General features: G+C 40.8%; 22 protein-coding genes. 6 read left to right on the top strand and 16 right to left on the bottom strand.

Annotated features, from left to right (window positions below; translation table 11 throughout):
- Positions 1–201: 201 nt before the first annotated feature.
- From RMX89_RS13200 to ppsA, 9 genes are all read right to left on the bottom strand, one after another.
- The gene (locus tag RMX89_RS13200) at positions 202–747 is read right to left on the bottom strand and encodes a thermonuclease family protein (RefSeq protein WP_322689242.1); all 546 of its coding nucleotides are present in this window, start codon (positions 745–747) and stop codon (positions 202–204) included.
- Positions 748–808: 61 nt separating this feature from the next.
- Entirely contained in the window at positions 809–1,972 is a 1,164-nt protein-coding gene (locus RMX89_RS13195) for a hybrid sensor histidine kinase/response regulator (protein ID WP_322689241.1), read from the bottom strand.
- Between the two features lie 165 nt (positions 1,973–2,137).
- A complete protein-coding gene (locus tag RMX89_RS13190; protein ID WP_100900409.1) occupies positions 2,138–2,584 on the bottom strand; it encodes a response regulator in 447 nt (148 codons plus the stop codon).
- Positions 2,529–4,835 carry an ATP-binding protein gene (locus tag RMX89_RS13185; RefSeq protein WP_322685361.1) on the bottom strand — a complete coding sequence of 769 codons (2,307 nt, stop codon included), beginning with the start codon at positions 4,833–4,835 and terminating at the stop codon, positions 2,529–2,531. Before RMX89_RS13185 ends, RMX89_RS13190 begins: the two co-directional genes overlap by 56 nt.
- Positions 4,836–5,157: 322 nt before the next feature.
- Entirely contained in the window at positions 5,158–6,750 is a 1,593-nt protein-coding gene (locus RMX89_RS13180) for a dolichyl-phosphate-mannose--protein mannosyltransferase (RefSeq protein ID WP_322685362.1), read from the bottom strand.
- A 258-nt stretch (positions 6,751–7,008) separates the two neighbouring features.
- A complete protein-coding gene (locus RMX89_RS13175) occupies positions 7,009–7,632 on the bottom strand; it encodes a GNAT family N-acetyltransferase (RefSeq protein ID WP_322685363.1) in 624 nt (207 codons plus the stop codon).
- Positions 7,633–7,778: 146 nt separating this feature from the next.
- Positions 7,779–8,138 (bottom strand): XisI protein, encoded by a 360-nt coding sequence (locus tag RMX89_RS13170; protein WP_322685364.1) that lies wholly within the window; start codon positions 8,136–8,138, stop codon positions 7,779–7,781.
- Positions 8,108–8,542, bottom strand: coding sequence for an element excision factor XisH family protein (locus RMX89_RS13165; RefSeq protein WP_322685365.1), 435 nt, complete (start codon positions 8,540–8,542; stop codon positions 8,108–8,110). Before RMX89_RS13165 ends, RMX89_RS13170 begins: the two co-directional genes overlap by 31 nt.
- A 3-nt stretch (positions 8,543–8,545) precedes the next feature.
- Entirely contained in the window at positions 8,546–11,059 is a 2,514-nt protein-coding gene (gene ppsA, locus RMX89_RS13160) for a phosphoenolpyruvate synthase (RefSeq protein ID WP_322689240.1), read from the bottom strand.
- Between the two features lie 196 nt (positions 11,060–11,255).
- On the opposite strand from ppsA, the gene RMX89_RS13155 reads away from it, so the two are divergent.
- Positions 11,256–11,660, top strand: a complete 405-nt coding sequence (locus RMX89_RS13155) for a hypothetical protein (RefSeq protein WP_322689239.1) — start codon at positions 11,256–11,258, stop codon at positions 11,658–11,660.
- A 529-nt stretch (positions 11,661–12,189) separates the two neighbouring features.
- Here the strand turns inward: RMX89_RS13155 and RMX89_RS13150 are convergent.
- The 4 genes from RMX89_RS13150 to RMX89_RS13135 all read right to left on the bottom strand — a co-directional run bounded on the left by RMX89_RS13150 (position 12,190) and on the right by RMX89_RS13135 (position 15,864).
- The gene (locus tag RMX89_RS13150; RefSeq protein ID WP_322689238.1) at positions 12,190–13,422 is read right to left on the bottom strand and encodes an aspartate aminotransferase; all 1,233 of its coding nucleotides are present in this window, start codon (positions 13,420–13,422) and stop codon (positions 12,190–12,192) included.
- On the bottom strand, positions 13,419–14,609 hold the full coding sequence (locus RMX89_RS13145) for an iron-containing alcohol dehydrogenase family protein (RefSeq protein ID WP_322689237.1): 1,191 nt from the start codon (positions 14,607–14,609) through the stop codon (positions 13,419–13,421). The genes RMX89_RS13150 and RMX89_RS13145 overlap by 4 nt, the downstream gene beginning before the upstream one ends.
- Before the next feature lie 45 nt (positions 14,610–14,654).
- Entirely contained in the window at positions 14,655–14,810 is a 156-nt protein-coding gene (locus RMX89_RS13140) for a hypothetical protein (RefSeq protein ID WP_322689236.1), read from the bottom strand.
- 532 nt (positions 14,811–15,342) lie between these two features.
- Positions 15,343–15,864: a Ycf51 family protein gene (locus RMX89_RS13135; protein ID WP_322685371.1), complete on the bottom strand. Its 522-nt coding sequence runs from the start codon at positions 15,862–15,864 to the stop codon at positions 15,343–15,345.
- A gap of 10 nt (positions 15,865–15,874) precedes the next feature.
- Here RMX89_RS13135 and RMX89_RS13130 point away from each other — a divergent pair, with 10 nt between their 5' ends.
- On the top strand, positions 15,875–16,231 hold the full coding sequence (locus RMX89_RS13130; protein WP_322689235.1) for a hypothetical protein: 357 nt from the start codon (positions 15,875–15,877) through the stop codon (positions 16,229–16,231).
- A gap of 62 nt (positions 16,232–16,293) precedes the next feature.
- On the opposite strand, the gene RMX89_RS13125 is transcribed toward RMX89_RS13130, so the two are convergent.
- The 3 genes from RMX89_RS13125 to RMX89_RS13115 form a co-directional block, all read right to left on the bottom strand.
- Positions 16,294–16,806 carry a hypothetical protein gene (locus RMX89_RS13125; RefSeq protein WP_322689234.1) on the bottom strand — a complete coding sequence of 171 codons (513 nt, stop codon included), beginning with the start codon at positions 16,804–16,806 and terminating at the stop codon, positions 16,294–16,296.
- Between the two features lie 287 nt (positions 16,807–17,093).
- Complete coding sequence (locus RMX89_RS13120; RefSeq protein ID WP_322689233.1) at positions 17,094–18,476, bottom strand: O-antigen ligase family protein; 1,383 nt, start codon at positions 18,474–18,476, stop codon at positions 17,094–17,096.
- On the bottom strand, positions 18,458–19,300 hold the full coding sequence (locus tag RMX89_RS13115) for a YaaW family protein (RefSeq protein WP_322673284.1): 843 nt from the start codon (positions 19,298–19,300) through the stop codon (positions 18,458–18,460). Before RMX89_RS13115 ends, RMX89_RS13120 begins: the two co-directional genes overlap by 19 nt.
- Before the next feature lie 128 nt (positions 19,301–19,428).
- On the opposite strand from RMX89_RS13115, the gene RMX89_RS13110 reads away from it, so the two are divergent.
- The 4 genes from RMX89_RS13110 to RMX89_RS13095 all read left to right on the top strand — a co-directional run bounded on the left by RMX89_RS13110 (position 19,429) and on the right by RMX89_RS13095 (position 24,293).
- Complete coding sequence (locus tag RMX89_RS13110) at positions 19,429–20,517, top strand: NAD(P)/FAD-dependent oxidoreductase (protein ID WP_322673285.1); 1,089 nt, start codon at positions 19,429–19,431, stop codon at positions 20,515–20,517.
- Between the two features lie 508 nt (positions 20,518–21,025).
- Positions 21,026–21,400: a hypothetical protein gene (locus RMX89_RS13105; protein ID WP_322673286.1), complete on the top strand. Its 375-nt coding sequence runs from the start codon at positions 21,026–21,028 to the stop codon at positions 21,398–21,400.
- Between the two features lie 178 nt (positions 21,401–21,578).
- Positions 21,579–22,400 (top strand): SIMPL domain-containing protein, encoded by an 822-nt coding sequence (locus RMX89_RS13100; protein WP_322689232.1) that lies wholly within the window; start codon positions 21,579–21,581, stop codon positions 22,398–22,400.
- Between the two features lie 174 nt (positions 22,401–22,574).
- On the top strand, positions 22,575–24,293 hold the full coding sequence (locus RMX89_RS13095) for a hypothetical protein (RefSeq protein ID WP_322689231.1): 1,719 nt from the start codon (positions 22,575–22,577) through the stop codon (positions 24,291–24,293).
- Positions 24,294–24,748: the final 455 nt, after the last annotated feature.

The raw sequence follows: 24,748 nt of genomic DNA, 5'->3' as shown, positions 1-24,748 counted from the left end.
ATAATTTCAGTTATTTACTACTTGCTTATGTCGGAAAGTGACAGAAGAGGGATACTAGCCCTTTCAAGGTGAGCATATGTACTCGCGGGAATATCTCTTCCCCTATTTGGTTAAAACAGAGAAGTAAAAAGTTTAAATCTATATAGGATAAGCTTTTTGAGCTTATATTTCCGTTTTTGCAGGGATCTCGCTCAATGCCTATTAACTGCGATTACGTCCTGATCTTTGTTCTTTGCGGTAGTCCCAAGGTCGTTGGTAATTGCCACTCCATACACCTTTGCGCCCGGATTTGGCGATCGCCTCTGCTTTCTCTAAAGCACTGTGATTAGGGCATTTACTAGCATACTGAGCATAGTAGTAACCCATGCCAGATGTTAGCTGCTCCTCATTGAGAAACTTCTCGCGCCCCTGGACTGCAGTAAAAACTTCGCCTACAGTCCTACCATATGTGTCTGTTTCAATAGATGTTATCATCACCTGCTTTTTGGCTTCATCTACCAACGCTTGCAGGTTACGGCGAGAATCTTGACCTAACGGCTGTGACTTTTCTGGGGCATCGATGCCACAGAACCTAATCTTTTTTTCGACTCCACTAGAATTTTTCACAGCAATTGTGTCACCATCGCTCACTCGGACGACTTGCCACGGCTCCGAGATTGGCGGCGGTGCTTCTTGTGTAGTTGGAGAACGGACAGCGCTGGAACCAAGAACTGGGTTAGTTACATTGTTTTTAAGTAATGGGCACAATATATTTATTGTGCCTCAATAATGAACTGTATTCCCTATATATGAAAATTGCTGTAACCGCTTAAACTTCTAGTAAAGGAAGGGTGACGGTAAAGGTTGTACCTACTCCAACTTGGCTATTAACTACAATTTCGCCCCCATGTGCATCGACACATTTTTTGGCGATCGCTAGCCCCAAGCCAGTACCAGGTATGTTTCCCACATTGTCCGCACGTCGGAAAGGCTGAAACAATCGTTTTTGGTTTTCTTGAGGAATGCCAATTCCCCAATCTTGAACTCGGAAAATTACCGCTTTTTCCTGACCAATTAGTTCAAAGCGCACCATACCGCCCGGTAGTGAATACTTAATAGCATTGCTAAGTAAATTACCCAAAATGTGCCGTAGTAAGCTTTCATCCCATAAAGCTTCATCTAATTGCCCAAAACTGGCGAACACTAAAGTCAGATGCTTATCATTTGCAATCAATCGCACTTCATCGACCATTTGGCGACAAAAGGCTTCTAAATCTAAGCAGATAACTTCAAAACCAAGCCTGCCAGAATCAGCTTTGCCGATGAATGTAACTTCATCCAATAGCTTTGCCATGTTTTTAATTGCCGACCGAATCATTTTCAAATGATTCTGTTTTTTCTCTTTGGTTAATCTTTCATCCTGATTTTGTAGCAATCCAGCAGCCAAGAGAATAGTATTTAGCGGATTGCGGATGTCATGGGAGAGCATTGAGACAAATTCAGATTTGAACTGGTTGAGTTCATTGGCTTTTACGAGTTCCGCAGTTCGTTCTTCAACCCTAGTTTGTAATGTTTCATTAACAGTGCGTAATGATTCTAAAACCTGCTTGCGCTCGATCGCATAACGCAAAGAGCGAACCAACACATCTACATTTACCTGGCGCTTGACTAGATAATCTTGCGCGCCCTGTCGTACTGCTTCAATTGCCAGTTCTTCATCATTTGTATTTGTTAGAACAACAATTGGTATGCTTGGCGCTTGACCAATCAGAGGAGGTAGAGATGACAATCCTTGGCTGTCAGGTAGAGTTAAATCTAATAAAATAACATCATAATTACATTTACTTAGTTCCTGAAGTGCTTCCCCCAATCGCGTTACATGAACCAGAGTAAACTCTTGGGACTGGGCTTGTGTCAGAAACTCTTGTAACAACCTAGCAGAAGCTAGGTTATCCTCAATTAACAAGATTTTTACTGAGTAGCTCACAACCATAATCTTCAGGTTTCACCCCCTATTGCTGCTCTATCTTGTCATTTGTCATTTGTCATTTGTCATTAGTTATTAGTTATTCTCCCCCTGCTCCCCTGCTTTCTGGTCACTGAGCGTAGCCGTTCGCGCAGCGTCTCGTAGAGAAGTGCTGCTCCCCTGCTCCCCGCCTCACTCCGATGGTAGCGTCACAGTAGAGAGCCAAAAATCTTCAATACTCTTGACGATTTGAAATAATTGGTTGAGGTTGCGAGATTTAGTGATATAGCAATTCACATGTAAATCGTAGCTGTGAAAAATATCATCCTCATTTTTTGAGGTTGTTAGCACAACAACTGGAATGCGTTTTAGCACTGGGTCAGCTTTAATTTCCGCCAGCACTTCTCGACCATCTTTTTTAGGCAAATTCAAATCTAATAGAATGAGGTCAGGGCGTGATGCATCAGCATATTCACCTTCTTGGCGTAAATAAGCCATAGCATCTATGCCATCCCTGACCGTTACCACTTGGTAAGGCACTGAACTATTTTTCAACGCTTCTTGGATTAAGCGAATGTCAGCTTTATTGTCCTCGACCAAAAAGATGGTTTTGTGTCTTTCTCCCGTTTCTACGCTCAAGTTCGCGTCCTCCAACTGGAATCGTAAAGTAGAAGGTTGCGCCTTCACCTAGTTCTGACTCTACCCAGATCCGCCCCCGGTGACATTCGACAATCTTCTTACAGATGGCTAAACCCATACCTGTACCAGTATATTCATCCCGCGTGTGTAAGCGCTGAAAAATTACGAAAATGCGATCGCTAAATTTCGGATCAATGCCAATACCATTATCCCGAACTGAGAAGAGCCATGCATCTTCTATCCTTTCTGCTCCCAGATGAATTTGTGGGGGCTGGTCACTGTGGAATTTAATCGCGTTACCGATGAGGTTTTGGAATAGCTGCATCAGTTGGGTGCTGTCAGCCATAACTACGGGTAAGGGATCGTGGGTGATAATAGCGCCAGTTTCATTAATGCGTTGACGCAAATTGCCCAACGCCCGACTTAAGGCTTTCTCTACCTCGGTCATTTGAAATGCGATCGCTTGCATATCGACTTTCGAGTATGCCAGCACGTCATCAATTAACGTCTGCATCAGGCTAACTCCCTGCACAGCGTAACTAATAAACTCCTGAGCATCTTCGTCAAGTTCTTCGCTATAGCGCATCTCCAACAGTTGCACGTAATTCACAACTTGATTGAGTGGTTCTTGCAAGTCATGAGAGGCGACGTAAGCAAACTTTTTCAGTTCGGCGTTAGAACGTTCTAAATCCTGGGCTAACTGGGCTAGTTCATCGGCTTGACGCAGCACAATATTAACAATTGCTTTCCGCAATTCTAATGCTGCTTTTACTTCTACATCTTTCCAAGGTAAAGATGTTAAGCGAACCGTCTCTTTCCACAGTTCAAATGATTTGCGCGGGCACAGACGGACATTTCCTTCTGACTGGTTAACTTCAAACGCCTTATTAGGATCGCCACCCCAATTTACAGTTTGAATTACTTCTGGTCGGAACCACAAAACATAATTTCGCTTGGCGATGGGAATAGCTAATAAACCACTGGCGACATTTTTAAAACTTTCGGCATCTGGATAAATCTGTGGCAAAGAATCTGTATAGAAAACTTCTTCTTCAACATTATTTTTCAGCCATTGGACTAAAAAATTCAGGTCTTCTTCTCTAGGGGTTTCACCAACTACCGTACAATTTCCCCCAAAACAAACGGCTGCACCTTGAGCGCTGGCCAAATCTAAAAGATGTTGAGGGTTTTTAACTAAACCATCAATGAAGTTTTCTTCTTGAGACATGTATTCAATCAAGATTGATTGAAGGTGTGTCAGATTTATCCGGTGATAGTAGTCTTCTGTCTCTTCTCTAGCTGAGATTTCTGCAAATATGACTCGTCCCAAAAATTCACAAGCTTTACGCAATTCGTAGGAAACATGTTTAGGAGATTGATGATGACAAGCAATCAGTCCCCAGAGTTTTTGGTCTTTAATTAAAGAGATCGTCAGCGAAGCACCAACACCCATATTATGCAAGTACTCTGTATGGCAGGAAGCAGCACTTCTGAGAATGGAGTTGGTTAAATTAATGGGGCGATCGCTAATTGGATTATTCACAGGAAACAGCTTGACTGGCTGGGAATAAGCATCCGGGATAATTCTGATCGAATTAGCAGCAAATAACTTTCTCGCTGGTTTGGGAATATCTGACTCTGGATAATGCAGCCCTAAATATGGTTCTAAGCTTTCTAGTTTTTCTTCAGCGACAACGGAACCATGCCCATCATCATCGAATTTATATAACATTACCCTGTCAAATTCCGTTATTTTCCGAACTTCTTGAACGATAACTTGACAAAAGTCCCGGAGATTTGCTGTTTTTTCTAGTTGGTTGATAGATGCTCTAGCTAGATGATAAAAGCTTAAAAATGGGATATTTTCTTGAGTAAGAGCAGGTTCTAACTCCAAGATTAAAAATCCTTCTGTATTGCGATGAAATACTGCATCAAATACTACGTATTCATCACCTTTTTTTCGCACCCAAACTTTGGTGGGATTAATAAAATCAAGATTTTCCCCGGATAGCCCTGTTTTAATTCTCTCTATTTGAAAGGGATCTAGTAAATCTTCTAGTTGTTTATGTAACATATTTTCGGGAGCAATTCCGAAAATCTTTAGCGTATTAGTGCTAACTTGTAATATTTTTAGCTCAGGCTCCTCCAAGACTAACAGGACACCATGAGGCTGAATTTGGCTAGAAATATGAATCGGAGCCTCTTTCAAGCTAATTAAATTAATACCTGGCAATTGTAAGTTCATTTCCATGACGATCCTCCTGTGTTGTCCGGGAGCATCAAAACTAGAGTATCTATAATAATGCAGAATGATGAATGTAAAAATTTTATAATTTTCCATTCACCATTTTTACTTAGTATCTAATTTCCCATGCCCTAGTGTTGCGTTTTGCAGCCTTAGTTTTATCTGCTTGTGCTTTGAAAAGTCTAACAGTGACTAAAGTTACATAGCGATAAGAAATATGAAAACCATGTGATTAAACAATTCTGTATATGTATAGCTATGTTAAGTTGAGAAATAAGTTAGGAGTTATTATTTCAATACCCCATGCCTCATGCCCCATGCTCTTCAATCAAATCCAAGAGTTGAACCACATTCGCAGCTTGTAACCGTTAGGAGAAAGGGGTAAACCCAAATAAATGGGCATCCAGAAAATAAAAGCAGCCAGAATGATAAAAGTAATGGTGACACCTAGCGCCCGGAGTTGTTGATAATAACTCCAAAGACACCGATCGACAAACCAGGCGATCGCTAAAAATACAAACACCACTGCACACATATAGTGGTAAATAAAAACACATCTTGTCACTTTTACCCAAGGTAATAAGTTCGCAGCATAATTTATAACTAAATACAAAGCAATCCAAGTATCAACACTCAGAGTTGCAGGCATAGAAAAACGCTTTTCTTTCACCCAAGGAATTACCGCTTGTGACACCAGCATCCCTACTAAAAACAACATAGCAGCAACACCAAACCACCACAAAAATGGATTGCCCATTGCATGGACATCATAAATAACTTGTCCAGCACCAGCAGGTAAAGGCGGCCCCATCACAGGTAAGGGTTCGCTAATACTTTCAGCCGTTTGATAATAATATGCCATTGGTCGAGTCATCAAAGGCCATTTATACCAAGCAGCACAGTAAGGATGTACGTTAGGGCTATTACCACCTAGATGTAAATGAAACTTCAAAATTTGCTGATGTACTGCAATAAATCCATAAGTTTTATCTAGTTGAAGGTGAGGAATCCAGATGATGCTGTAGATAAAAGCTGGGATAATTCCTAGATAAAACAGCATTTGAAAAATATTTAGCTGAGTTAAATTTTGTAGTGGTGTCTGAGATGATATAGATAAGGGGGATGAGGGAGAATAAGTAGAAACTCCTGCCTCTTGACTCCTGCCTTCTACCTGCTGACTCCTAACTCCTAACTCCTGCCTCCTACCTTCTGCCTCCTGCCTCCTGCCTCCTGCCTCCTGCTCTAATGAGGGGGATTTAAAAAAGAATTTAGAGTTAGAGAAAGAATGTATCAAATAAATTATCCAAGCTACTATCCAAATGAGATAAGCACCTGATAAAAACCATAAACCATTCCACTTAGTACCAACTGAGGCACCAAAACCAATGCCAGCTAAAACTAACCAAAAAGAACGTCGCCGATTTTGGTTATCTAATGCCAATAATAAAAACCAGTGCCCTAACAAACCAAAAATGACGATATAAATATTACTTAGAGCATACCGAGACTCAACTAAAAAAATACCATCACAAGCTGTGAATAATCCTGCAAGTATTGCAAAGGTACGACGATAACTTAACTGATAGGCGATCGCAGCCACAACTACAGGAATAAATGAGCCTGTAAGGGCATTGAACCAACGATAAGTCCAAGGCGATCGCAATGATCCTGTTAATCCATTAACCGTATCGTGCCAAAAAGGAATGTGACTGCCAATCCAAATGCCGATGCCGATCATATATTGACTTAGCGGCGGATGAGCATTAAAAAATGGCGTATGCGTAAGATAATTATTACCAAATTTGGCAAAGTAAACTTCATCAAATACCAGAGTGTTGAATCGCTCCAGTCCCCAAAACCTTAAGGCGAGTGAGAAAAGAAATACACTCACCATCCCAATTCGGAACCACTTTTTAGTCATTTGTCATTTGTCATTTGTCATTGGGCATGGGGAATAGGGAATGAGTCTTTGATACTCGCCGACGAGTCTTTAATACTCGTGAATGAGTCTTTGATACTCGCCGACGAGTCTTTGATACTCGTGAATGAGTCTTTGATACTCGCCGACGAGTCTTTGATACTCGTGAATGAGTCTTTGATACTCGCCGACGAGTCTTTGATACTCGCCGATGAGTCTTTGATACTCGTGAATGAGTCTTTAATACTCGCCGACGAGTCTTTAATACTCGTGAATGAGTCTTTCAACTCCACTCCTTTGCCCCCCTGCCCTCTGCTCAAGAACTGCTCCTCTATTCCCCTTCCACTCTTCAGGTGCATCTAGTTGAAACAGGAGTAGTTCAATACCGTAATACTTGTTTGTCTGCCCTATTGGTTTCATACCCAATCGTTTTGTTACACGGATTGAACCATGATTTTCTGGCTTCACTACGGCATAAATCACTGGCAAGTTCAAAACACTAAATCCGTAATTGAGCATAACTCGTCCGGCTTCTGTTGCATACCCTTTACCCCAAGAAGCTCGCCGCAATTCCCAGCCTACTTCATAATCTTGAGTGGGTAAACCATCTTTGTCGGGCAATTGTTTAAGAAGGATAGTTCCCACAATTGTTGTACTTTCCTTTTCAACAATTGCCCAGGCTCCAGTACCATTGTTGCGTTGGTGCATTCGCTCGATACCTTCAATCAAGCGCTGACGCTGTGACTCAATGCTTGTGACGCGAGAAGATTTACCAAGAAAGTGCGTAACTTCAGGATCGCTGTAAATTGCAAACGCTTGTTCGGCATCGCTTTCGGGTATCCAACTGCGAAAGATCAAGCGTTCGGTTTCCAAAAGATTTGTCATCTTGCTTTTGGCTAAAATAAATTGCCATTCTGCAAAATACTAAGATACTTATGGTTGAGCAGTCAAAAGTTTTGTAGACAATTAACAAACAAAATATAGCGATCGCTATACTATGGGCAATTATCCAGAAGTTTAACTACCGTTGGCTATGCAATGGCAAATTCTGAATCTTTCCGCAGTTCTTCAGACCGAAATCCCAATACAATCCGATCTTTTGGTATACCTGCTTTCACCAATTCCGTTGCTACCCCCTCTTCAGTGCCATCACGTTGAATCCAAATTTTGCCATCAATAATATCAATGTGAATCAGACAGCCATGAACGCGACGAGTCACAGTAGGCGATAAATCATAGGCTGGTTCTCTTCCCAAAATCATCAACAAGTAACGGTCTTGTTCGCTGTCGAAAACTGTCTCAAATTGGATATTGCCAATGCTGAAGGGGATCGTTGTACGATCGATCAGAATATTCCTAATTAATTGCCTGTACTGCTCCAAGGTATCCATCTGAAAATAACCTCTTGCTCTAGCTGAAATACAACGATATGGACTTTGTAATCTTCTATCAAAAGTTTAGCAATTGGCTCATCAAAGATATCGGCGTATACTTCGTCACGAACGGCGAGATAGAGGACGCGATCGGGATTGGTTCTACTCATCACAGAGCGGTATGCAAGATACTGCCCTAGCGCGTGTTCGAGATCGGTCATGTCCGATACACTGCGAAAAGTTTTAATCTCAACGGCTATGCACTGTCCTTCCTTTTCAGCAGCAATTAATTTCTCTGCACCCAGGTCAACATACATATCCCTTTTTCCCCACTTCAGATGAAATGGATCGTCGGTAATCGTCCAGCCATCTTTGATTAGGGCATTTTTGACGTTCTGGTGGTAGCGGTCTTTAGCTGGCATAAATTACTCGAATGACGAACTTGTACTGAGCGTAGCCGAAGTATTACTACCCTCGACTTTTGCCACTTCCAGCATTGTCTTTAAAACCGAATCTGGATTTAGACTAATCGAGTCAATTCCCTGTTCCACCAAAAACTGGGCAAATTCTGGATAGTCGCTGGGTGCTTGCCCACAAATGCCGATTTTGCGATCGCATTTTTTCGCTGTTTCTATGACCATTTTTACCATTCGCTTAACAGCTGGACTGCGTTCATCAAACAATCGCGCTACTAACGCCGAATCCCTATCTATCCCTAATGTCAATTGAGTTAGATCGTTAGAACCAATCGAGAAGCCATCAAATACCTCAGCAAATTCCTCAGCCAGAATCACATTACTGGGCAACTCACACATCACATAAACCTGTAAGTCGTTAACACCTTGCTTTAAACCATTTTTTGCCATCTCTGCTAAAACCAAACGCCCCTCGTCAGGAGTGCGACAAAAGGGAATCATTGGGATGACATTTGTCAAACCCATTTCTTCCCGTACCCGTTTGAGGGCATGACATTCTAAGGCAAAAGCTTCTCTGTAGCCTTCATCGTAGTAACGCGCCGCCCCTCGCCAACCTAACATTGGGTTTTCTTCATGGGGTTCAAACTGTCGTCCACCTAATAAATTGGCATATTCATTACTTTTGAAATCTGAGGTTCGGACTATCACTGATTTGGGATAAAATGCTGCGGCAATTCTACCAATGCCTTGAGCTAATTTATCTACAAAATATTGGGGTTTATCGCCGTAAAGTGACGTAATATCAGCAATTTTAGCTTTGGCAAATTCATCTTTTAACGAATCATAGTGAATCAAGGCCATTGGATGAATTTGAATTTGGTTAGCAATGATAAATTCTGTCCGCGCTAAACCTACGCCATCGTTGGGAATTGCCGATAAACTCAATGCTTCTTGGGGATTACCCACATTCATTAAAATTTTAGTGCGGGTGCGGGGTAAGTTTTCTAAAGGAACTTCTTTAACTTCAAAAGGTAATAAGCCTGGATAAACTTTTCCTTCTTCCCCTTCAGCGCAAGAAATTGTTACCTCTTGACCAGGTTTCAAGATGTCTGTAGCATTGCCGCATCCCACGATCGCAGGTACACCCAATTCTCGCGCAATTATTGCTGCATGACACGTGCGACCTCCAGAATTGGTGACAATTGCACTAGCGCGTTTCATAATTGGTTCCCAATCGGGATCGGTTCTCTCTGTCACCAAAACTTCCCCGACTTGGAACTGTTCTAGTTTCTGAACATCCAAAATTAGGCGTGCTTTTCCCTGACTAATTGCTTCCCCAATTGCACTTCCCGTAACCAGGGGAATTAAGGATTGGAAAGATTTTTCCCCATTCCCGATTCCTGATTCCTTATTCCCCAATACCAACCGATAACTCCGCAACACATTTCCCGTCTTCTGTGACTGGACGGTTTCGGGGCGCGCTTGCACAATAAAAAGTTGGTTCGTAATCCCATCTTTTGCCCACTCGATATCCATTGGAGTAAAAATGCCGTGGACTTGGGAATAATGGTCTTCAATTAAACATGCCCAACTTGCTAGTTGTAAAATCTCTTCATCACTCAGAGCGAATTTACCTCTTTCGCTGGGTGAAACCGAAACATTTTTCGTAAATTTGGAGCCGTCATCATAAATCATTTTCAGTTCTTTGCTGCCCAATTTTTTGTCGATAATTGGGCGGAAACCAGCTTTTAAAGTTGGTTTAAAAACATAATATTCATCGGGATTGACAGACCCCTGGACAACATTTTCACCTAAACCGTAGGCGGCTGTAATTAGTGCCGCATCCTTAAAACCTGTTTCTGTATCAATAGAGAACATTACCCCAGAGGTTGCTAAGTCAGAGCGCACCATTTTTTGCACGCCCACAGCCAGAGCAATGCTAAAGTGGTCAAATCCCTTGGTGTGGCGATAAGAAATAGCGCGATCGGTAAATAGAGAAGCAAAGCATTTATGACAAGCTGCTAAAACTCCTTCGACACCGACAACGTTAAGGTAAGTTTCCTGCTGTCCAGCAAAACTAGCATCGGGAAGGTCTTCAGCAGTGGCGCTGGAACGGACTGCCACATCTGTATCTGCATGGTATCGTTCGCAGAGACTATGGTATGCTGTGGCGATCGCCGAGCGCAATTCTACAGGAAATGGTGTGTGGATTAAGAGCGATCGCGCTTTTTTGCCGCGTTCTCGTAAATTTTTGACATCTTCAACATTCAAGTCAGCAAAAAGTTTGTGTAGCTTTGCTTCTAACCCCGCTGATTGAATGAAATGACGATAAGCGTAAGCAGTAGTGGCGAATCCTGTGGGAACGTTAATGCCTTTGGGTGTTAGCTGTTGAATCATTTCCCCTAATGAAGCATTTTTACCACCAACTACTGGGATATCAGCAATCCCAATTTCATCAAACCAGAGAATGAGCGATCGCTCTTGGGCAGATAGAGACAAAGTGCTTTTAGATACTGTAGTCATAAATATTACCTTTTCAGTTTATACTCAATTTGTAAGTGCATAACTGCTACTATATTTATTTTTCCCATATTCAACTTGAGATTTTTGGTTCTGTCGCGGAGTTTGATATTTGGCGATAAAATACCAAATTATAAGCAATAAAAATTAACAATTATTCAGTTTAATAACTCGATCGAAATACCGGATGTAATAAATTATGGCGCAGCTAGAACGACTCCTGAAAATGGCAGAAGATGAACTAACTGAATACAGTACTGATGCCCGTAAAATAGAAAAACTACGCCGTAAAATAGGTTTAACAGTATCCGTAACAGAACAGCAGCAAGTGAAAGAGGCATTACTTGCTACGATGAAATCTAATCTAATTACCCAAGTTGTAGAAGAACAAAGACAAGCAGTAGCCTTACCATTTTGGGGAATTGCTGGATTGGGTTTGTTACTAGGAATTTCTTTAAATCAACCCATAGGCTTGTTAGCGTGTGTAGTTGGAACTGTATTAGCTTATAGAGTTCAGAAATGGGGTTGGAAATTGCAGGCAAATCGTTTATTGTTACAAACATTAGAAGATATTGAAACACATATTGTCCAACCCAATAAGTAATAAGAAAGATGTATTTTATAGGTAAATTACTTATTTTTTTGTATCAAGTAATACTTAATTATTGATTAGTCATTTAATTTACATCTCGTAAGCACTTAACAATTCCTTTGGGATCACCATAGCAAAAAAATTAGATATTGGATTTAAGATTAGGTATTTATTAAGAAAGACAGCAAGCAGAAGGCAGTCTTCCGTAAACTCGAACTGCCCTCCGTCTTCATTCAATATCCTAGTTTGCGGGTAATAAATGCTACATTAACTTTTGGCAGCAGATATTACACATCTTGCAAAGTTATTTTTGCAAGATGTTGGGAAAGGTTAAAGGGGAAGGGAAAGTTCCATACCTTTGCCCCTTCCCCCACTACTGCAAGAAGTCTATTGAATATAGCTACGGGTTGTCTCAACCTGAAAGTCTAGGTTAGAGAGTTCACTTGCAATAGCTGTCGCTTCGTATAATCGTATTTGTTACACGATCTCAAAGATCGTCAGCAAAAATTTTAGTCATGTAATATTGGTTTTTTTTCTCTAATCAACTAACCAGATCGGCGATCGCTTCTGAAGCAGGGACTACAGCTTCAGGCTGATAGCGGATGCCAGCTTGCTTGAAGCGGTTTAAAGCTTCACCCAAGCGATCGCAGTCTGCAATCAAACTGATCCTGACATAACCCTCACCTGCAACTCCAAAGGCATTACCGGGAGTAACCACAACGCCTGTTTGTTGCAACACGTTCAGGGCAAAATCTGTGGAACCAACGCCAACGGGACACTTCACCCAAAGATACATCGTCGCCTTGGTTTTGGGGATATCCCAACCTAACTCTCCTAACCCGTGAATCAGGAAATCGCGGCGGGTACGGTAGCGTTGTTGTACCTCGTGCAAATACACATCTGGCAGTTGCAAAGCTGTTTCGGCTGCTGTTTGTAATGCGGCAAAAATGCCGTAATCCAAGTTAGTTTTCAGCGTCCGCAAACCTTGAATTACATGGCGGTTCCCCACGACAAACCCGACGCGCCAACCAGCCATATTGTAGGTTTTAGATAAGGTGTGAAATTCCACACCAATATCTTTCGCACCAGGAATTTCTAACAAGCTAGTGGGTTGATAACCATCAAAAGCTAACTCGGCGTAACACAAATCATGCACCAGCAAAATTTCATATTTGCGGGCGAAAGCGACGATTTCTTCAAAAAATTCGCGGGGGGCGGTGGCGGCGGTGGGATTGCTGGGATAGTTGAAATAGAGTATCTTGGCTTGTCTTGCAACTTCGTCAGGAATGGCAGCTAAATCAATTAACCAGTCATTTTCAGGTTTAAGAATCAAACTATGGATTTTCCCACCAGCGATCGCCGGGCCGCGAAAATGTGCCGGATAAGCTGGGGAAGGAACCAGAACTAAATCACCAGGGTTAATGTAGGCGATCGCTAAATGGGTTAATCCTTCTTTAGAACCCAGCAATGGCAAGGCTTCGCTATCAGGATCGAGAACCACATCATAACGGCGACGATACCAGTTAGTAATGGCACGGCGGAAACTAGCTGTGCCCTCAAAAGGTGGATAACCGTGATTGCTAGAATCTTTTAAAGCTGCGATCGCCGCTTCAACAACTGGTGCTGGCGTTGCACCATCGGGGTTTCCCATACCCAAATCAATTAAATCTAACCCTTGTTCCCGTGCTTTAGCTTTCAGTTCATCTAAACGGGCAAATACATAAGGTGGTAGTTTTTGTATGCGTTCTGCTGGGACAATCCAATTTAAACTCATAAAACCTCGTCACTCATTCCCTTGGGCGAAACTCGATTTGTAGTATCTCTACTATCTATAGGTGCAGTGGTAGAAACCATTGCCGCCATCAACTGTTCTGGCGCGACTTTAAACGGTAGTCGATGGATGTCAGAATTAGGAACTAGAGCCATTTCGGCGGCTGTTTGCAATTCACCTAATGTAATATTGCCCAATCCCAAATCACTTAATTTCTGGGGTAGTCCAATTTCTGTGTAGAACTTTAACAACTGTTGTCGTGCTGATGCTGCTAGTTGATTGCCTTGTAGCATCTCTTCTAAACGCAGTTGCACCAAAATCCCAAAAGCAACTTTTTCGCCATGAATACTGCCATGTCCTGAAATATGAGTTAAACCGTTATGCACGGCATGGGCGGCAACTGTGCGACACTGCGCTCCTCCAAGTCCCCCAACTACTCCAGCTAGTAACACAGTAGCATCTACCACTTCTCGCCAAACCTCACTACCTGGTTCTTCCAGGGCGGCGACTGACTTTTGTAACAAGATATCTCGCAAAACTCGTGCTTGTTGCACCGCAGCAATAATTAAAGTGTCTTGCAGGTGTCCACTGCTAACCGAGGCTTCATACCATTTAGCGATCGCATCACCAATTCCAGCTACTAAGGTACGTTGTGGCGCAGTTTTAATCAAGTCATAATCGAGTATCAATAAATCGGGACAACGAGATAGCCCCACATCGTAGAGAAAAGCCCCATCTTCCGAATAAACATTCGATAAGGCACTCCAAGCTGCACAAGTAGCCCCAGAAGTCGGAATTGTCACCACTGGTAGATGTAACTGTTGTGCGACTAATTTCGCTGTATCTAAGGCTTTGCCGCCACCAACACCGATAATTACATCAGCTTTATGTTCTTTTGCCTTCTTCTGTAAAGATTTTAGGCTAGCTTCGCAGCAATCTGCACCATAAGAAGCTTGGACAGTATGTAACTGCTGCGCTTCTAAAACTGGTAGTAAATTTTGTTGGCTGATAGCGAGAGTAGACTTACCTGCCACAATTAAGGGACGACTTCCCAAACAGGCAATTTCTGCTGCGGCTGTTTGCAACACCCCAGAACCACGGATTACTTTTGCGGGGGAAACTGTGAGCGTAAATAATGAACTAGAGGTTTGAGTAGACAAAGAAGGTTGAGTAGAAAAATTATTGGGCATATAATCTCGTTTACCAAAACCTTGATACTTCTTAATATAAATAGACTAGCGATCGAGGATACTTGTTGCCAAACTGGTTTTTGGCTGGCTCCAACCTGACACCCAGCCGATCTGGATTTGAACCAAGCAATTAAATAGATAAGTCCTGTTGCCGACTGATTGAGTAGTTTGACGACATTGCTTGAATCTATAAATGCCCATTGGTCTGAAATTCCGAACTATCAAAGTTTTGAATAACCGTATAATTAATTAACATTAACATTGTCAGATTCTCAAGAAAAGCAATCGAGAATTGATAATGTGTAGGCGGTTGTATTATTTGATGCAATTTTTAGCTACAGATATATATGTAAAGGTATGCAAATATATTTCCCTACAATCCCTTGATTTGCTGCAAAGAATTTTGAAAATGGCAACAGGGGCAATTAGGACAACAACTGACAAATTACAACTGTCAGTACCCATTACCCCACGCTGATTAACTTTTTCCCACAGTATAACCACTAAAGTGTGAATATCTTAATCTAAAAATAACCATTAATGTATCAGTAAATACAAAATAATTTTTGTCATCCTGATAACAGGTAAATTACTTTTGTTCTCTGGGCATGGGGCATTGGGCATTGGGCATTGGGCATGGGGCACTGGGCACTGATTATTAATTCTTCTCCCCCTGTTTCTGCCCCTCTGCTCCCCTGCTCCCCTGCTCCCCTGCTCCCTTGCTCTCTGCCTCTTAAGCAGTAGGTTTTGGCAATTTGGCGAAATTGTCTGTGTAAATTTTGACTGTTACCGGAGAATTTTGATGAGAAATGAGCGATCGCTTGACCTCACCCAAATAAACTGGGACAGAAATCCCTGTTTCCGGGTGGATAATGGTACGGGCGCGAACTGTCAAGTTTCCGTCTTCCTGTGTACCTGAACGGCCATAAGAAAAAAGATTGCTAGCTGCTTGACGTAAAGTTGCTTCTAATTGTGTGGGTGTAATTTGGGGTGATGTGGCAATCACCGCTTGTGTTGAACCATTGTCATAAACTAGAGTGTACCGGGCTGCTCCAGGAATCACAGTCCGACTCAAGGGGACTATTGAGAGTCCAAATAAACCAGCAGTCACCACCAGCATAAAGCCAGTCGTACCCACCAACCGAAAGCGGATGCCCCATTTGAGAATAAAAGCCAAAAATGTCAAGGCAGCAAATACCAATGTAGCTATACCTGACCATTGGGTGTACTGAAAAAAGTTAGCTGTTGTGAGCATAAGGTTGGTTATGGAGGCGTCTTTTTTTCGTTACCGACACACCCATTTTACCGAGAGCTTACACCGATTACCTGTGAGGTTGCATAGATACAACAACTTGCTCAAGCCGCTTATAGCAATTTCTAGTTACGTGAGATACAGAAATAATGTTTTTAAACGCAGAGGAGCGCAGAGTCAAACGCAAAGGTACGCAGAGGCTTACCTAATTTTATTAGTGATTTACTCAGTACTCTCAGCAGGTCGGGAAACACTATATATCACCAAGCCTAATTTTGTGCAGTTTCACAAAGAATTGCTACCAGATCATAAAGGTTATCGAGTTTCGCTTAAGTTTAGCGGTGAATGGAGGCAACGTCAGAATAATTGAAACAGTTATACAGAGTCTTGACTTGGTTAACGCGAATGTATCTCTCGGTTTACCTAGTTTTCCTAAAACAGTATTGGTTCACTAGAGACGATATGGGAATTTTTAGATGTCTGCAACCTAGTTTGAATACTATCAATTATTGCTAGCCAATCAGCATCTCTGTTCCATTCAGAGTGAATTCTAGTTTTGGTTGCTGCGTCGTAGAGGTTACAAAAAACCACATTCTCTTCTCCAGCAGTTGCAGCGATAATCAGAGGCTTGGAAAAGTCCTGTATTAGCGATGCAGCTAAAAGAAAACTTTTAGCAAAGTTTGTTTCTCTCCCAGTCCTAATAATATAAACTTCATCCGCTCTAACAACGATGTCTAACTTATTGTTGTCTTTTTCTTTAAATTCTTTGGTCGTTAATTTAAGTTCGGATATATACCCAGTCAACCCTGTTTGTTGTACAGGAATAGTTTTATCATTATAGTAATTATACCACAAGTATGACTCCCCGCTTAATTCTCCTTTTTTTACATATAAATAAATAGGTTCTGGAGGGTTACAAAGACCTAGTTTAATTTCAGCAATCATATTTTATGTTCCTTTATCAAAGATAAAAATTTTCAGATATTGCGTTAGATTCAATCTTTTTAAAATAGTGTTTAACTGAATAAAAATAATAAATATACAAAAGGGCATCTACAAGAGATGCCCGTCATGCAGGAAAACCCCAAAGGGATGTCCCTACACCTTCCCAACAATCAGCAACAGTGACTAATTAGGTATTAGTCACACTCACAGACGTGAATATAACAATCTTATTAACTTAAAACTCTCAATGTCCCCAGTGCATACACTGAAAAAACTAATAGCTAATTTTAACGAGATGCAAGCTTGTCTTTATCGCGATCGCGATGTACCACTCCAACAATAGCAGCCAAAATTAGCCATGAAAGCGCATTCAAACGAAAATCAAAGAGAGTTACATCTACTGTATTCAATAAAATCCACCCAACAAAGGACAGAAGATAACTGAAAAATATCAATTTGTCTCCTGCATCTATATATTTTGAATTTTGCAGTAATTGGACACTTGTAATCACAATCCAAGCTAGTAAGCCACAAAATAAACAAGCACTGGGAAAACCAGTTTCAGCAGATAACATCAAAAACAAGTTATGGGGATGACCCAAGGGAATCTGCATCTTTGCTTTGTAAAGTGTACTAAAACTGCGTAACCCCCAGCCAGTCCAAGGATGTTGTTGAGCTAAAGACCAGGCAAACTCCCACTGAGTTTTTCGCATCAAAGCGACTGGTCTATCTGGATACATATCGTCATTTAACCTTGCCCAAAAGAAGGCAGGAACTACGAAGCGAAAAATGTGAGCGACTGATGAGGGAGCAAAAGCTGCCAAAAGAATACTAGAGACGATCGCAGCAACGCTACCTACAAGAATGCGCCAACCTTGGTAGAGTGCATAAGCTAAACAGGCAAAAATAGCGATCGCCCACCCATTACGCGAGTTGGTAAAAATCAAGGCAATGAAATTTGTAATTCCCGCCAACGTTAGGAAGAGAAAGGGAACTGGAGAGTGGGGCGCAGTAAGTCTTTCCCCTCTGCCCCTCTGCCCCTCTGCCCCTCTGCCTCTTATGCTTAATCCCCAATACCTCATCCCTAATCGCCATTGCTCGATCCACAACCCTAGACTAAGGATGAAAACTATTACTAGATAAGCTGCGAAGGTATTAGCGTGCAAGAAAAGTGAAGCGATACGACCTGGTGGGTTTCCGCCTGGTGTGATTGTCCAACTAAACACAACCCACACAAACTGAAACTTGAAACTCCAGCCGAAAAATAATTGTCCCAAGCCCATAATTGCTACAGGCATAGAACCGATCGCTAAAGCCCAAGCCATTTGCCGCAATTGGGCAAATGTTTGAATCAGAGCGCTATGGGCAGCGAAAAGTAAAAAGAATGGTAATAAATTAAATAAGCCGAGGAAAGCTGCTGTTTTGTCTTGGGCAAACCCAGCACTCACGATCAGTAATACACTCAACAGGGCAAATCCCCAGTTGAGGGGGCGGCGATTAATTTTGCGGGATTGTTTCAGCCAAGTTATTAATGAGACAAAACCTACAGTTACAGCCCCCACAAAAGGACTCAATGGGAAGATTAACAGTGCCCATAGAGAGTAGTTCCAAGAAGATTGCCAACGAGACTTGAAATATTCAAAAACCTTGTTCAAGCTGGCTCCCAACATTCCTCACGAGTGAGGCGAATTTGAGCTAAGGCGAAGATAGTGGGGATGATTCGACCATAGTTAGTAGCGATCGCTCTCCAGCCCAAATCTGCAATAAACCAAGTCCACATCATTGGCCCAATCACGGCAAACATCGTGCGGGCTGCCCCATAACGAGCTGCACTCACTGTCATACCCCGTTGCGCCATTTGCATTGCTACATAGCTTTGAAATTGCGTTGCAGCTGCTTCTGAGCCTGTAATTGCCGCTTGTTTGGCTACTTCATAAGTAGCAAAGTGGATGGCAAATTGACGGGCAATTTGCTTAAGTACAAGCGGCTGGAGAAGAGAAGTAATCGCGATCGCACTACCGCCTTTGAAAAGTAACCCCAAGGGGTCGCGTTGTAATAAAAGTGGTAAAGGTTGTTTTAATTCTGATTTGAGCAGCTGGCGCTGCACTTGTACAGTCAATTTTTGTTTTTCTTGTTCCGGCAATTTTTTCCACACCTGTCCTAGTAGATGCAAAAAGACTTCTGCTTCTAAATCAATAGTTGCCAGCTGATGAGAATAGGGAATTTTTAGATACTTACATACTTGAACTAACGCTTGTCGGTAAGTTACCTGTCCTGTGCGTCCTCGTAATACTGTCATCCCATCTGCCGCCAAAAAACGAAAGCGGCCCTCTAGTGCATCTAACCAAGCTTTGCGGTCTTGGCTTTGCACTTCGATGGGTTCGGGTGTGTGTACATAGTCTAAGGGATTGAACTTACGACTAAATAGAATTGCCGTTAAGTCTTGCAATTCTTCTTCGGTCGCTAACTCTAGCGCCGCCCTCATTTCATCCAATTTCCCTTCCTCCCTTCCGTGCAGCTTTCTGTACCTTATTCTACTATTAGCTATTTTGTCCTTTGTTATTCGTCCTTGGTCATTTGATAAATAATGACTAAGGACGAATAACAAAGGACTATTGACTCATGACTGATATTGCAGTGATTGGTGCCGGAATTGCCGGTTTAGTCTGTGCCCAGCAGTTAAGTCAAGCTGGATATTCGGTGGTAGTGGTGGAAAAGTCGCGTGGTTTGGGAGGAAGACTGGCTACACGCCGCTTGCATGGAACTTTGGCGGATCATGGGGCTTGTTACCTGAAGCCAAAGGGTGAATTGTTGAAACGTTTTGTGGAGATATTGCAATCCCACCATATCCTAGAAGTTTGGACAGATGAGGTTTACGAACTTACAACAGGCGCTCCTTTATCTGAACCGAAAAACCGCAGTCCGCGTTATGTTGCGCCTGCGGGAATGAGTGCGATCGCTAAATCCCTCGCTCCAGGTTTAGAAATATTACTGAATCAGCGTGTCATCGCTATTACTCCAACTTCCGAAGATAGCTGGCGTCTGACTCTGGAATCTAGTAATGAAGAATTAACTGCAAAAGCTATAGTTGTCGCTATTCCTGCACCCCAAGCAGTGATGTTATTGGAATCTTTGGGTGAGAGTGTATTGGATGCAGCCTTTCTTAATAACTTGCGTTCTGTAGAATTTTATCCTTCGATTAGTGCGATCGCTGGATATCCTTCTACATCTCAACCTCTCCCTCAGTGGAAAGCTTTAACTTTTGTAGATGATGCTGATTTAGCATGGATTGGTTTGGACAGTAGCAAGCGTCCTAACCCTCAACAACCACATTTTGTGGTGCAAAGTAGCGCTGATTTTGCCAAAAGTCATCTAGAATCACAGGATTTACAACCTGCCGGACAATATATGTTGCAACGAGCAGCTGAATCTCTGTCCCTTCCTTGGCTAAATACTCCCGAATGGATGCAAGTACATCGTTGGCGTTATGCCTTTCCTAGCCGTCCTTGGCACGAAGCTTTTTTGTCTGCCAAAACTCCCTTACCTTTAGTTTGCTGTGGTGATTGGTGTGGCGGCAATCTTGTCGAAGGTGCGATGCTTTCTGGATTAGCTGCGGCTGATGAAATTAACAATCAGTTGCATCATCTATCTTTTGATAATGTGAACTTTTTAAACGTTTTTGCCCAATCATTTCATCTGTCGCTAGACTGATCCTGCACTATCGTGAGTCGCTATTTTTATGACTGACTAAATCAAAGTGCAAAAAATAAGTTTTTTAGATGAAATAGCAAATTTTGCTGCGAACCTAAAAAGTGATGCCAATTAGCCAAAAAGCTTAACTTAATGAAAAACTTGTTCCTAATTCAGGTTATTTTACTGCTGTTAACCTTGATCCCCTAGTCTTTGTACTGCGTTTTATGTAGATTTCTGTCAAAAAGGCACAAATTTGAAATAATTAGGATTATAAATATAAAATGTCGGTGACTTACCAGCTTATGGGACGCTGTTTTAATAAGTAATGCTGTAAAACAGTATAAACTTTAACTAAAATAAGCAAAGCCAAATGTCTGAGATTGTACCAACATAAGAGGCTAGTTTTGGGATTGATTGCATCTGTAAGTTTAATTAATTTTAACTGATTGTCATCACGACTTTGCCATCTAAAAAAGTTATTCTCTCCACCAAGCATTGACTTGATTAAAAAAGGAGTTTAAAAACCATGAAAACGGTAGTCAATTTAACACAACAATCAATAGTGGGAGAAATTGAAAGTATTTTGAATACATATCCATCCCATCCATATCAACAAGCCTTTGCGATTCCTGATTTACGCCAAGAGCTAATTACTTTCGTCCTCAACCGCATTCCCTCCTTTTACAGCGTCATGTCTAATGAACAGATTCCAGCGGAGGCTGAACAAGGAAGCTTGGCTTATTACAAATTGCCTCGTAAACCTTTAGAGCAGCAACTACATTTACAGAATTTGATTCACCAAGGCATTTGTCTAATCGTTCAAGAAAAGTCAGATTGGATTAGCCATCGTGTTTGTGAAACAGTTCAACCAGCTTGTGAACCCTCTCATTGGTTTGGTTAATAGTTCTAACCAGATTTGGCTCTTTGCTGAGATATCAATAACGTCCGCAGTGAATTTTGAATATTTGAGTTAATCCCACGACTAAAGGTTGTGAGATTAGCTCAATATTTTTTTAAGTATATTCCTATTGAGGTGTAAACTTTGACAATCACATAAGTTCAAAGGATATTCCCAGGATATGAGAAAAATAACTGCTCTAATGCTAAGTATTTCCGTGACTGTTGGGGTAGGGGCATTAACACCTAAAGTCACTAATGCCCAATTGTTTTACCCACCAGCAAGCGATCGCCATTCATTAATGGTAATCGGTCAAGGGGTAGTGAGAGTGCCAGCAGATACAGCGGATATTAAGTTGGTATTCAGTAGTGGAGGTAGCAATGATGAGTTACAAACGCAACCATCATCCTTCCCAGAAACCCGCCGCATATCCTCACCAACTCTACTTTTTAATTACAAAACAGCAGCAGAACCTTTACCAAACAAAAAATCCCTAACTAAAGCAACTCTTCAGCCTGTAGTGGATAGCTTAGTTGCTAAAGGCATTAAGGCTGATAAAATTCAAGTGCAAATTAATCCTAATTCCAGTGAAAATAACGCCAAGATATTGGTGAGACTAGAAAAACCAACGCGCGATCGCGTCCAGGAAATTGTTGCTACAGCGAACAAGTCCACGAGCCAAATTGAAAACCTTTCTGTCAAGAGTGTGGGTGTTGACTATGCTGTAAATGACTGTCAAGCTTTGCAGAGTTCAGTTTATCAATCAGCGATGAAAGATGCTCAAAGCCGCGCCCAGGCTTTAGCAACTGCAATGGAAGTTAAACTTAGTACTCCTTCTGTCGCCGAGCCATTTTACACATTATTTTATCCCTCATGTAGTTCTAAAACTGGAGTTCCTTTGCCATCATTTGCTAGTTTTTTATTATCACCAGCTTACGATCCAGAAGCACCGGCAGAAGTTGAAATGAAAAAGGATATTTTTGTAACATATACAACGAAATAAACATTTATATTTACTGCGATCGCACTTTGATATAGTCCAAATCAAAAGTGCGATTGCTTAACTATTTTCTTCTGAGTCAAATCAATAAGGGTAGATGCAGACTCACTTCTAATTTACTTCATATTGCTATTACTCATTTTTTCACGTAATCAAATAAAAATCCATATAATAAAAATGGTAATAGTAAAACTTTGTTATAAATGTATCAGTAAACATTGCATACACTTGGAATCTGTAGCTAATGCAAAAAAAAATTATTTAGTATTGTGGTTTATTAAGCAGTTGCTTAGTGTTTTATTAATAATTATTTTTACAGTATTTCCACTTAATCAGCTAATTGCCCAATCTCATAATGCTAATTCTAAAAATATGGTGTCTATATCAGACATAGCACGTAACCTTCGTAACTTAAACTTAATGTCGGAAGAAACGTACCAGCAGATACAGTTTTCAATGACAGAAGGTGAAATACCTAGCCGTTCGATGTTGCTCGATGAACTTGCACAGGAGGCAAGAAAGCGCCGACTTAGCCCTGATTTTCCTAAGTTATTTAGAGTTGCTATTGTATTTGAACCCCTCACTGAGTTGACTGAGGAAATGCGCTTAGAACTACTCCAACTGTTGCATGATCTCAAACAGTCGGGAGTTATTACCGAACGTGTTTATCAACGACTAGAAACAGAGGTTAAAGCTAGTTATATCAAAATGGATATCGATTTATTTCAGCAAGCTGAAAATCAAATGAGGGTTTATGAGAATTTACAACGGAAGGATTTAGAACCTCACCTTAAAACCTTGCGTTCTAATAGTATATTGTCTGCTGATGGTTATACCAAACTAATACAAAATATCCAAGCAGAAAATATTACTAGTAATATTCAGTTATTTAAGTACTTTAATAATGCAGTAATTTTTGACCTCAAAGATTACTCTAAAAAATTATATGAGTACTTACCAACAATTTATCAATGCATTGTTAGTATGCTGCATCAATCAGGCATAGCAAACATTAAAATTGATAGTTTTTCGATTGATGCTCCAATGATATTTTCAATATATACCAATGGGAGAAAATATCAATATAATTTATATCCAGTTATCAAAAACGAATTTTCTATACCTATCGCTGATAGAAGAGAATTTTTTTTCTTATTTAATAAAATACTGCGGGATATGGGTTCGTCGTATCGACTTTATGATATAGGAGTTGTTAGTGACGAACTAATAGGTTTATCAGCGCTAGAAAATAGTAACACTTTTGGATTTATCGCACTTACAAACAAGCAATTTAAATTATTTTTAGAGAAATCATATATTTTTAATCTAAATAGTCTTAACGAACAAGAGAAAGAATTAACAACAGACCGGATAGAAGAAGTTATTGTAATTTTAGGTAAAATTGGATTATTAAATCACTTAACACCTCAACAAATAAATGTAAGTAAAGATAATATTAGACAAAGTTATATTACTAACTACTATCAATTATTGCAAGTCTTTGATACTTTTGTTCCTAGTATTGATTTGGAAGCCACTTCTAGAGAAGATAGTTATAAGCGGCTTATCCATAAATTTGCAAAATTTTCACGAGGGAATTTTGCTCCAACTGATATTTTATTTGAATGGCAAAATAACCAAGCTGCTGAAGTTTCTTTTAAAGTTAATGGCAAAATATATAGTACAAAGCTTGAGTTTAAAGATGATTTTGTCGATGATCGCAGGCTATTTAGTTTAATTCTACAAATAGTTGATAAAACTGTGCCTAATGGCAGCAGATTTTACCCACTTTATAATGGACAGAATTATATCACTGGGTACATTTTTCTAACCAACGAACAGCGACAATTGCTCGAATTTGAAAGATTGGTTGTACTTTCTCCACCAACTAACTGAAAAAATAGAAATTGAGGTTACTCATTTGAAGTTATGGTATATGTAAACTAAGGGTGATTGCGCTGACTTCGACCACGCAATCACCTTTCACGGTCGTACCTACTTTAAACCTTTACTGGTAAAGCTTTTGAGTGATTAGATAAATTTGATTTCTTAATTTTTTTCTTAATTACATCCAACTTCATACATATATAATTAATACCTAAATAGTATTAATTCCACAAGACTTACGCAACTGGCACAGTTTAATCGTTAATTAGTAGTACATACGTGTTCATAATCAAAATAAAATATTCATTAGAGTTTAGATTAGATTGCTAATTTCAAACTTCAGTAATGGAAAAACTCCAGAAATGTTTGTGACAAATCTGGAGCCAGGAAAGATACGCATTTACCTATACCAAATTTTCACCTTGAGATAAACCTACGTCATCAGGGTATACACTCAAATACAG

The sequence above is a fragment of the Nostoc sp. DedSLP04 genome (assembly GCF_034530775.1).
In the GTDB taxonomy this organism is placed as follows: Bacteria; Cyanobacteriota; Cyanobacteriia; order Cyanobacteriales; family Nostocaceae; genus Nostoc.
The sequence above is the reverse complement of the archived record's forward strand: the minus strand, read 5'-3'. Positions and strand labels throughout refer to the sequence as shown.

What these genes read in the sequence shown, in the direction of transcription:
- RMX89_RS13145 (WP_322689237.1), bottom strand. Translation starts at nt 14,609, where the DNA reads ATGCCCAATAATTTTTCTACTCAACCTTCTTTGTCTACTCAAACCTCT.
- RMX89_RS13155 (WP_322689239.1), top strand. Translation starts at nt 11,256, where the DNA reads ATGGCGCAGCTAGAACGACTCCTGAAAATGGCAGAAGATGAACTAACT.
- RMX89_RS13180 (WP_322685362.1), bottom strand. Translation starts at nt 6,750, where the DNA reads ATGACTAAAAAGTGGTTCCGAATTGGGATGGTGAGTGTATTTCTTTTC.
- RMX89_RS13170 (WP_322685364.1), bottom strand. Translation starts at nt 8,138, where the DNA reads ATGGATACCTTGGAGCAGTACAGGCAATTAATTAGGAATATTCTGATC.
- RMX89_RS13140 (WP_322689236.1), bottom strand. Translation starts at nt 14,810, where the DNA reads ATGGGCATTTATAGATTCAAGCAATGTCGTCAAACTACTCAATCAGTC.
- RMX89_RS13195 (WP_322689241.1), bottom strand. Translation starts at nt 1,972, where the DNA reads ATGGTTGTGAGCTACTCAGTAAAAATCTTGTTAATTGAGGATAACCTA.
- RMX89_RS13100 (WP_322689232.1), top strand. Translation starts at nt 21,579, where the DNA reads ATGAGAAAAATAACTGCTCTAATGCTAAGTATTTCCGTGACTGTTGGG.
- RMX89_RS13105 (WP_322673286.1), top strand. Translation starts at nt 21,026, where the DNA reads ATGAAAACGGTAGTCAATTTAACACAACAATCAATAGTGGGAGAAATT.
- RMX89_RS13130 (WP_322689235.1), top strand. Translation starts at nt 15,875, where the DNA reads ATGGAGGCGTCTTTTTTTCGTTACCGACACACCCATTTTACCGAGAGC.
- RMX89_RS13135 (WP_322685371.1), bottom strand. Translation starts at nt 15,864, where the DNA reads ATGCTCACAACAGCTAACTTTTTTCAGTACACCCAATGGTCAGGTATA.
- RMX89_RS13110 (WP_322673285.1), top strand. Translation starts at nt 19,429, where the DNA reads ATGACTGATATTGCAGTGATTGGTGCCGGAATTGCCGGTTTAGTCTGT.
- RMX89_RS13095 (WP_322689231.1), top strand. Translation starts at nt 22,575, where the DNA reads ATGGTAATAGTAAAACTTTGTTATAAATGTATCAGTAAACATTGCATA.
- ppsA (WP_322689240.1), bottom strand. Translation starts at nt 11,059, where the DNA reads ATGACTACAGTATCTAAAAGCACTTTGTCTCTATCTGCCCAAGAGCGA.
- RMX89_RS13125 (WP_322689234.1), bottom strand. Translation starts at nt 16,806, where the DNA reads ATGATTGCTGAAATTAAACTAGGTCTTTGTAACCCTCCAGAACCTATT.
- RMX89_RS13120 (WP_322689233.1), bottom strand. Translation starts at nt 18,476, where the DNA reads ATGTTGGGAGCCAGCTTGAACAAGGTTTTTGAATATTTCAAGTCTCGT.
- RMX89_RS13165 (WP_322685365.1), bottom strand. Translation starts at nt 8,542, where the DNA reads ATGCCAGCTAAAGACCGCTACCACCAGAACGTCAAAAATGCCCTAATC.
- RMX89_RS13185 (WP_322685361.1), bottom strand. Translation starts at nt 4,835, where the DNA reads ATGGAAATGAACTTACAATTGCCAGGTATTAATTTAATTAGCTTGAAA.
- RMX89_RS13175 (WP_322685363.1), bottom strand. Translation starts at nt 7,632, where the DNA reads ATGACAAATCTTTTGGAAACCGAACGCTTGATCTTTCGCAGTTGGATA.
- RMX89_RS13150 (WP_322689238.1), bottom strand. Translation starts at nt 13,422, where the DNA reads ATGAGTTTAAATTGGATTGTCCCAGCAGAACGCATACAAAAACTACCA.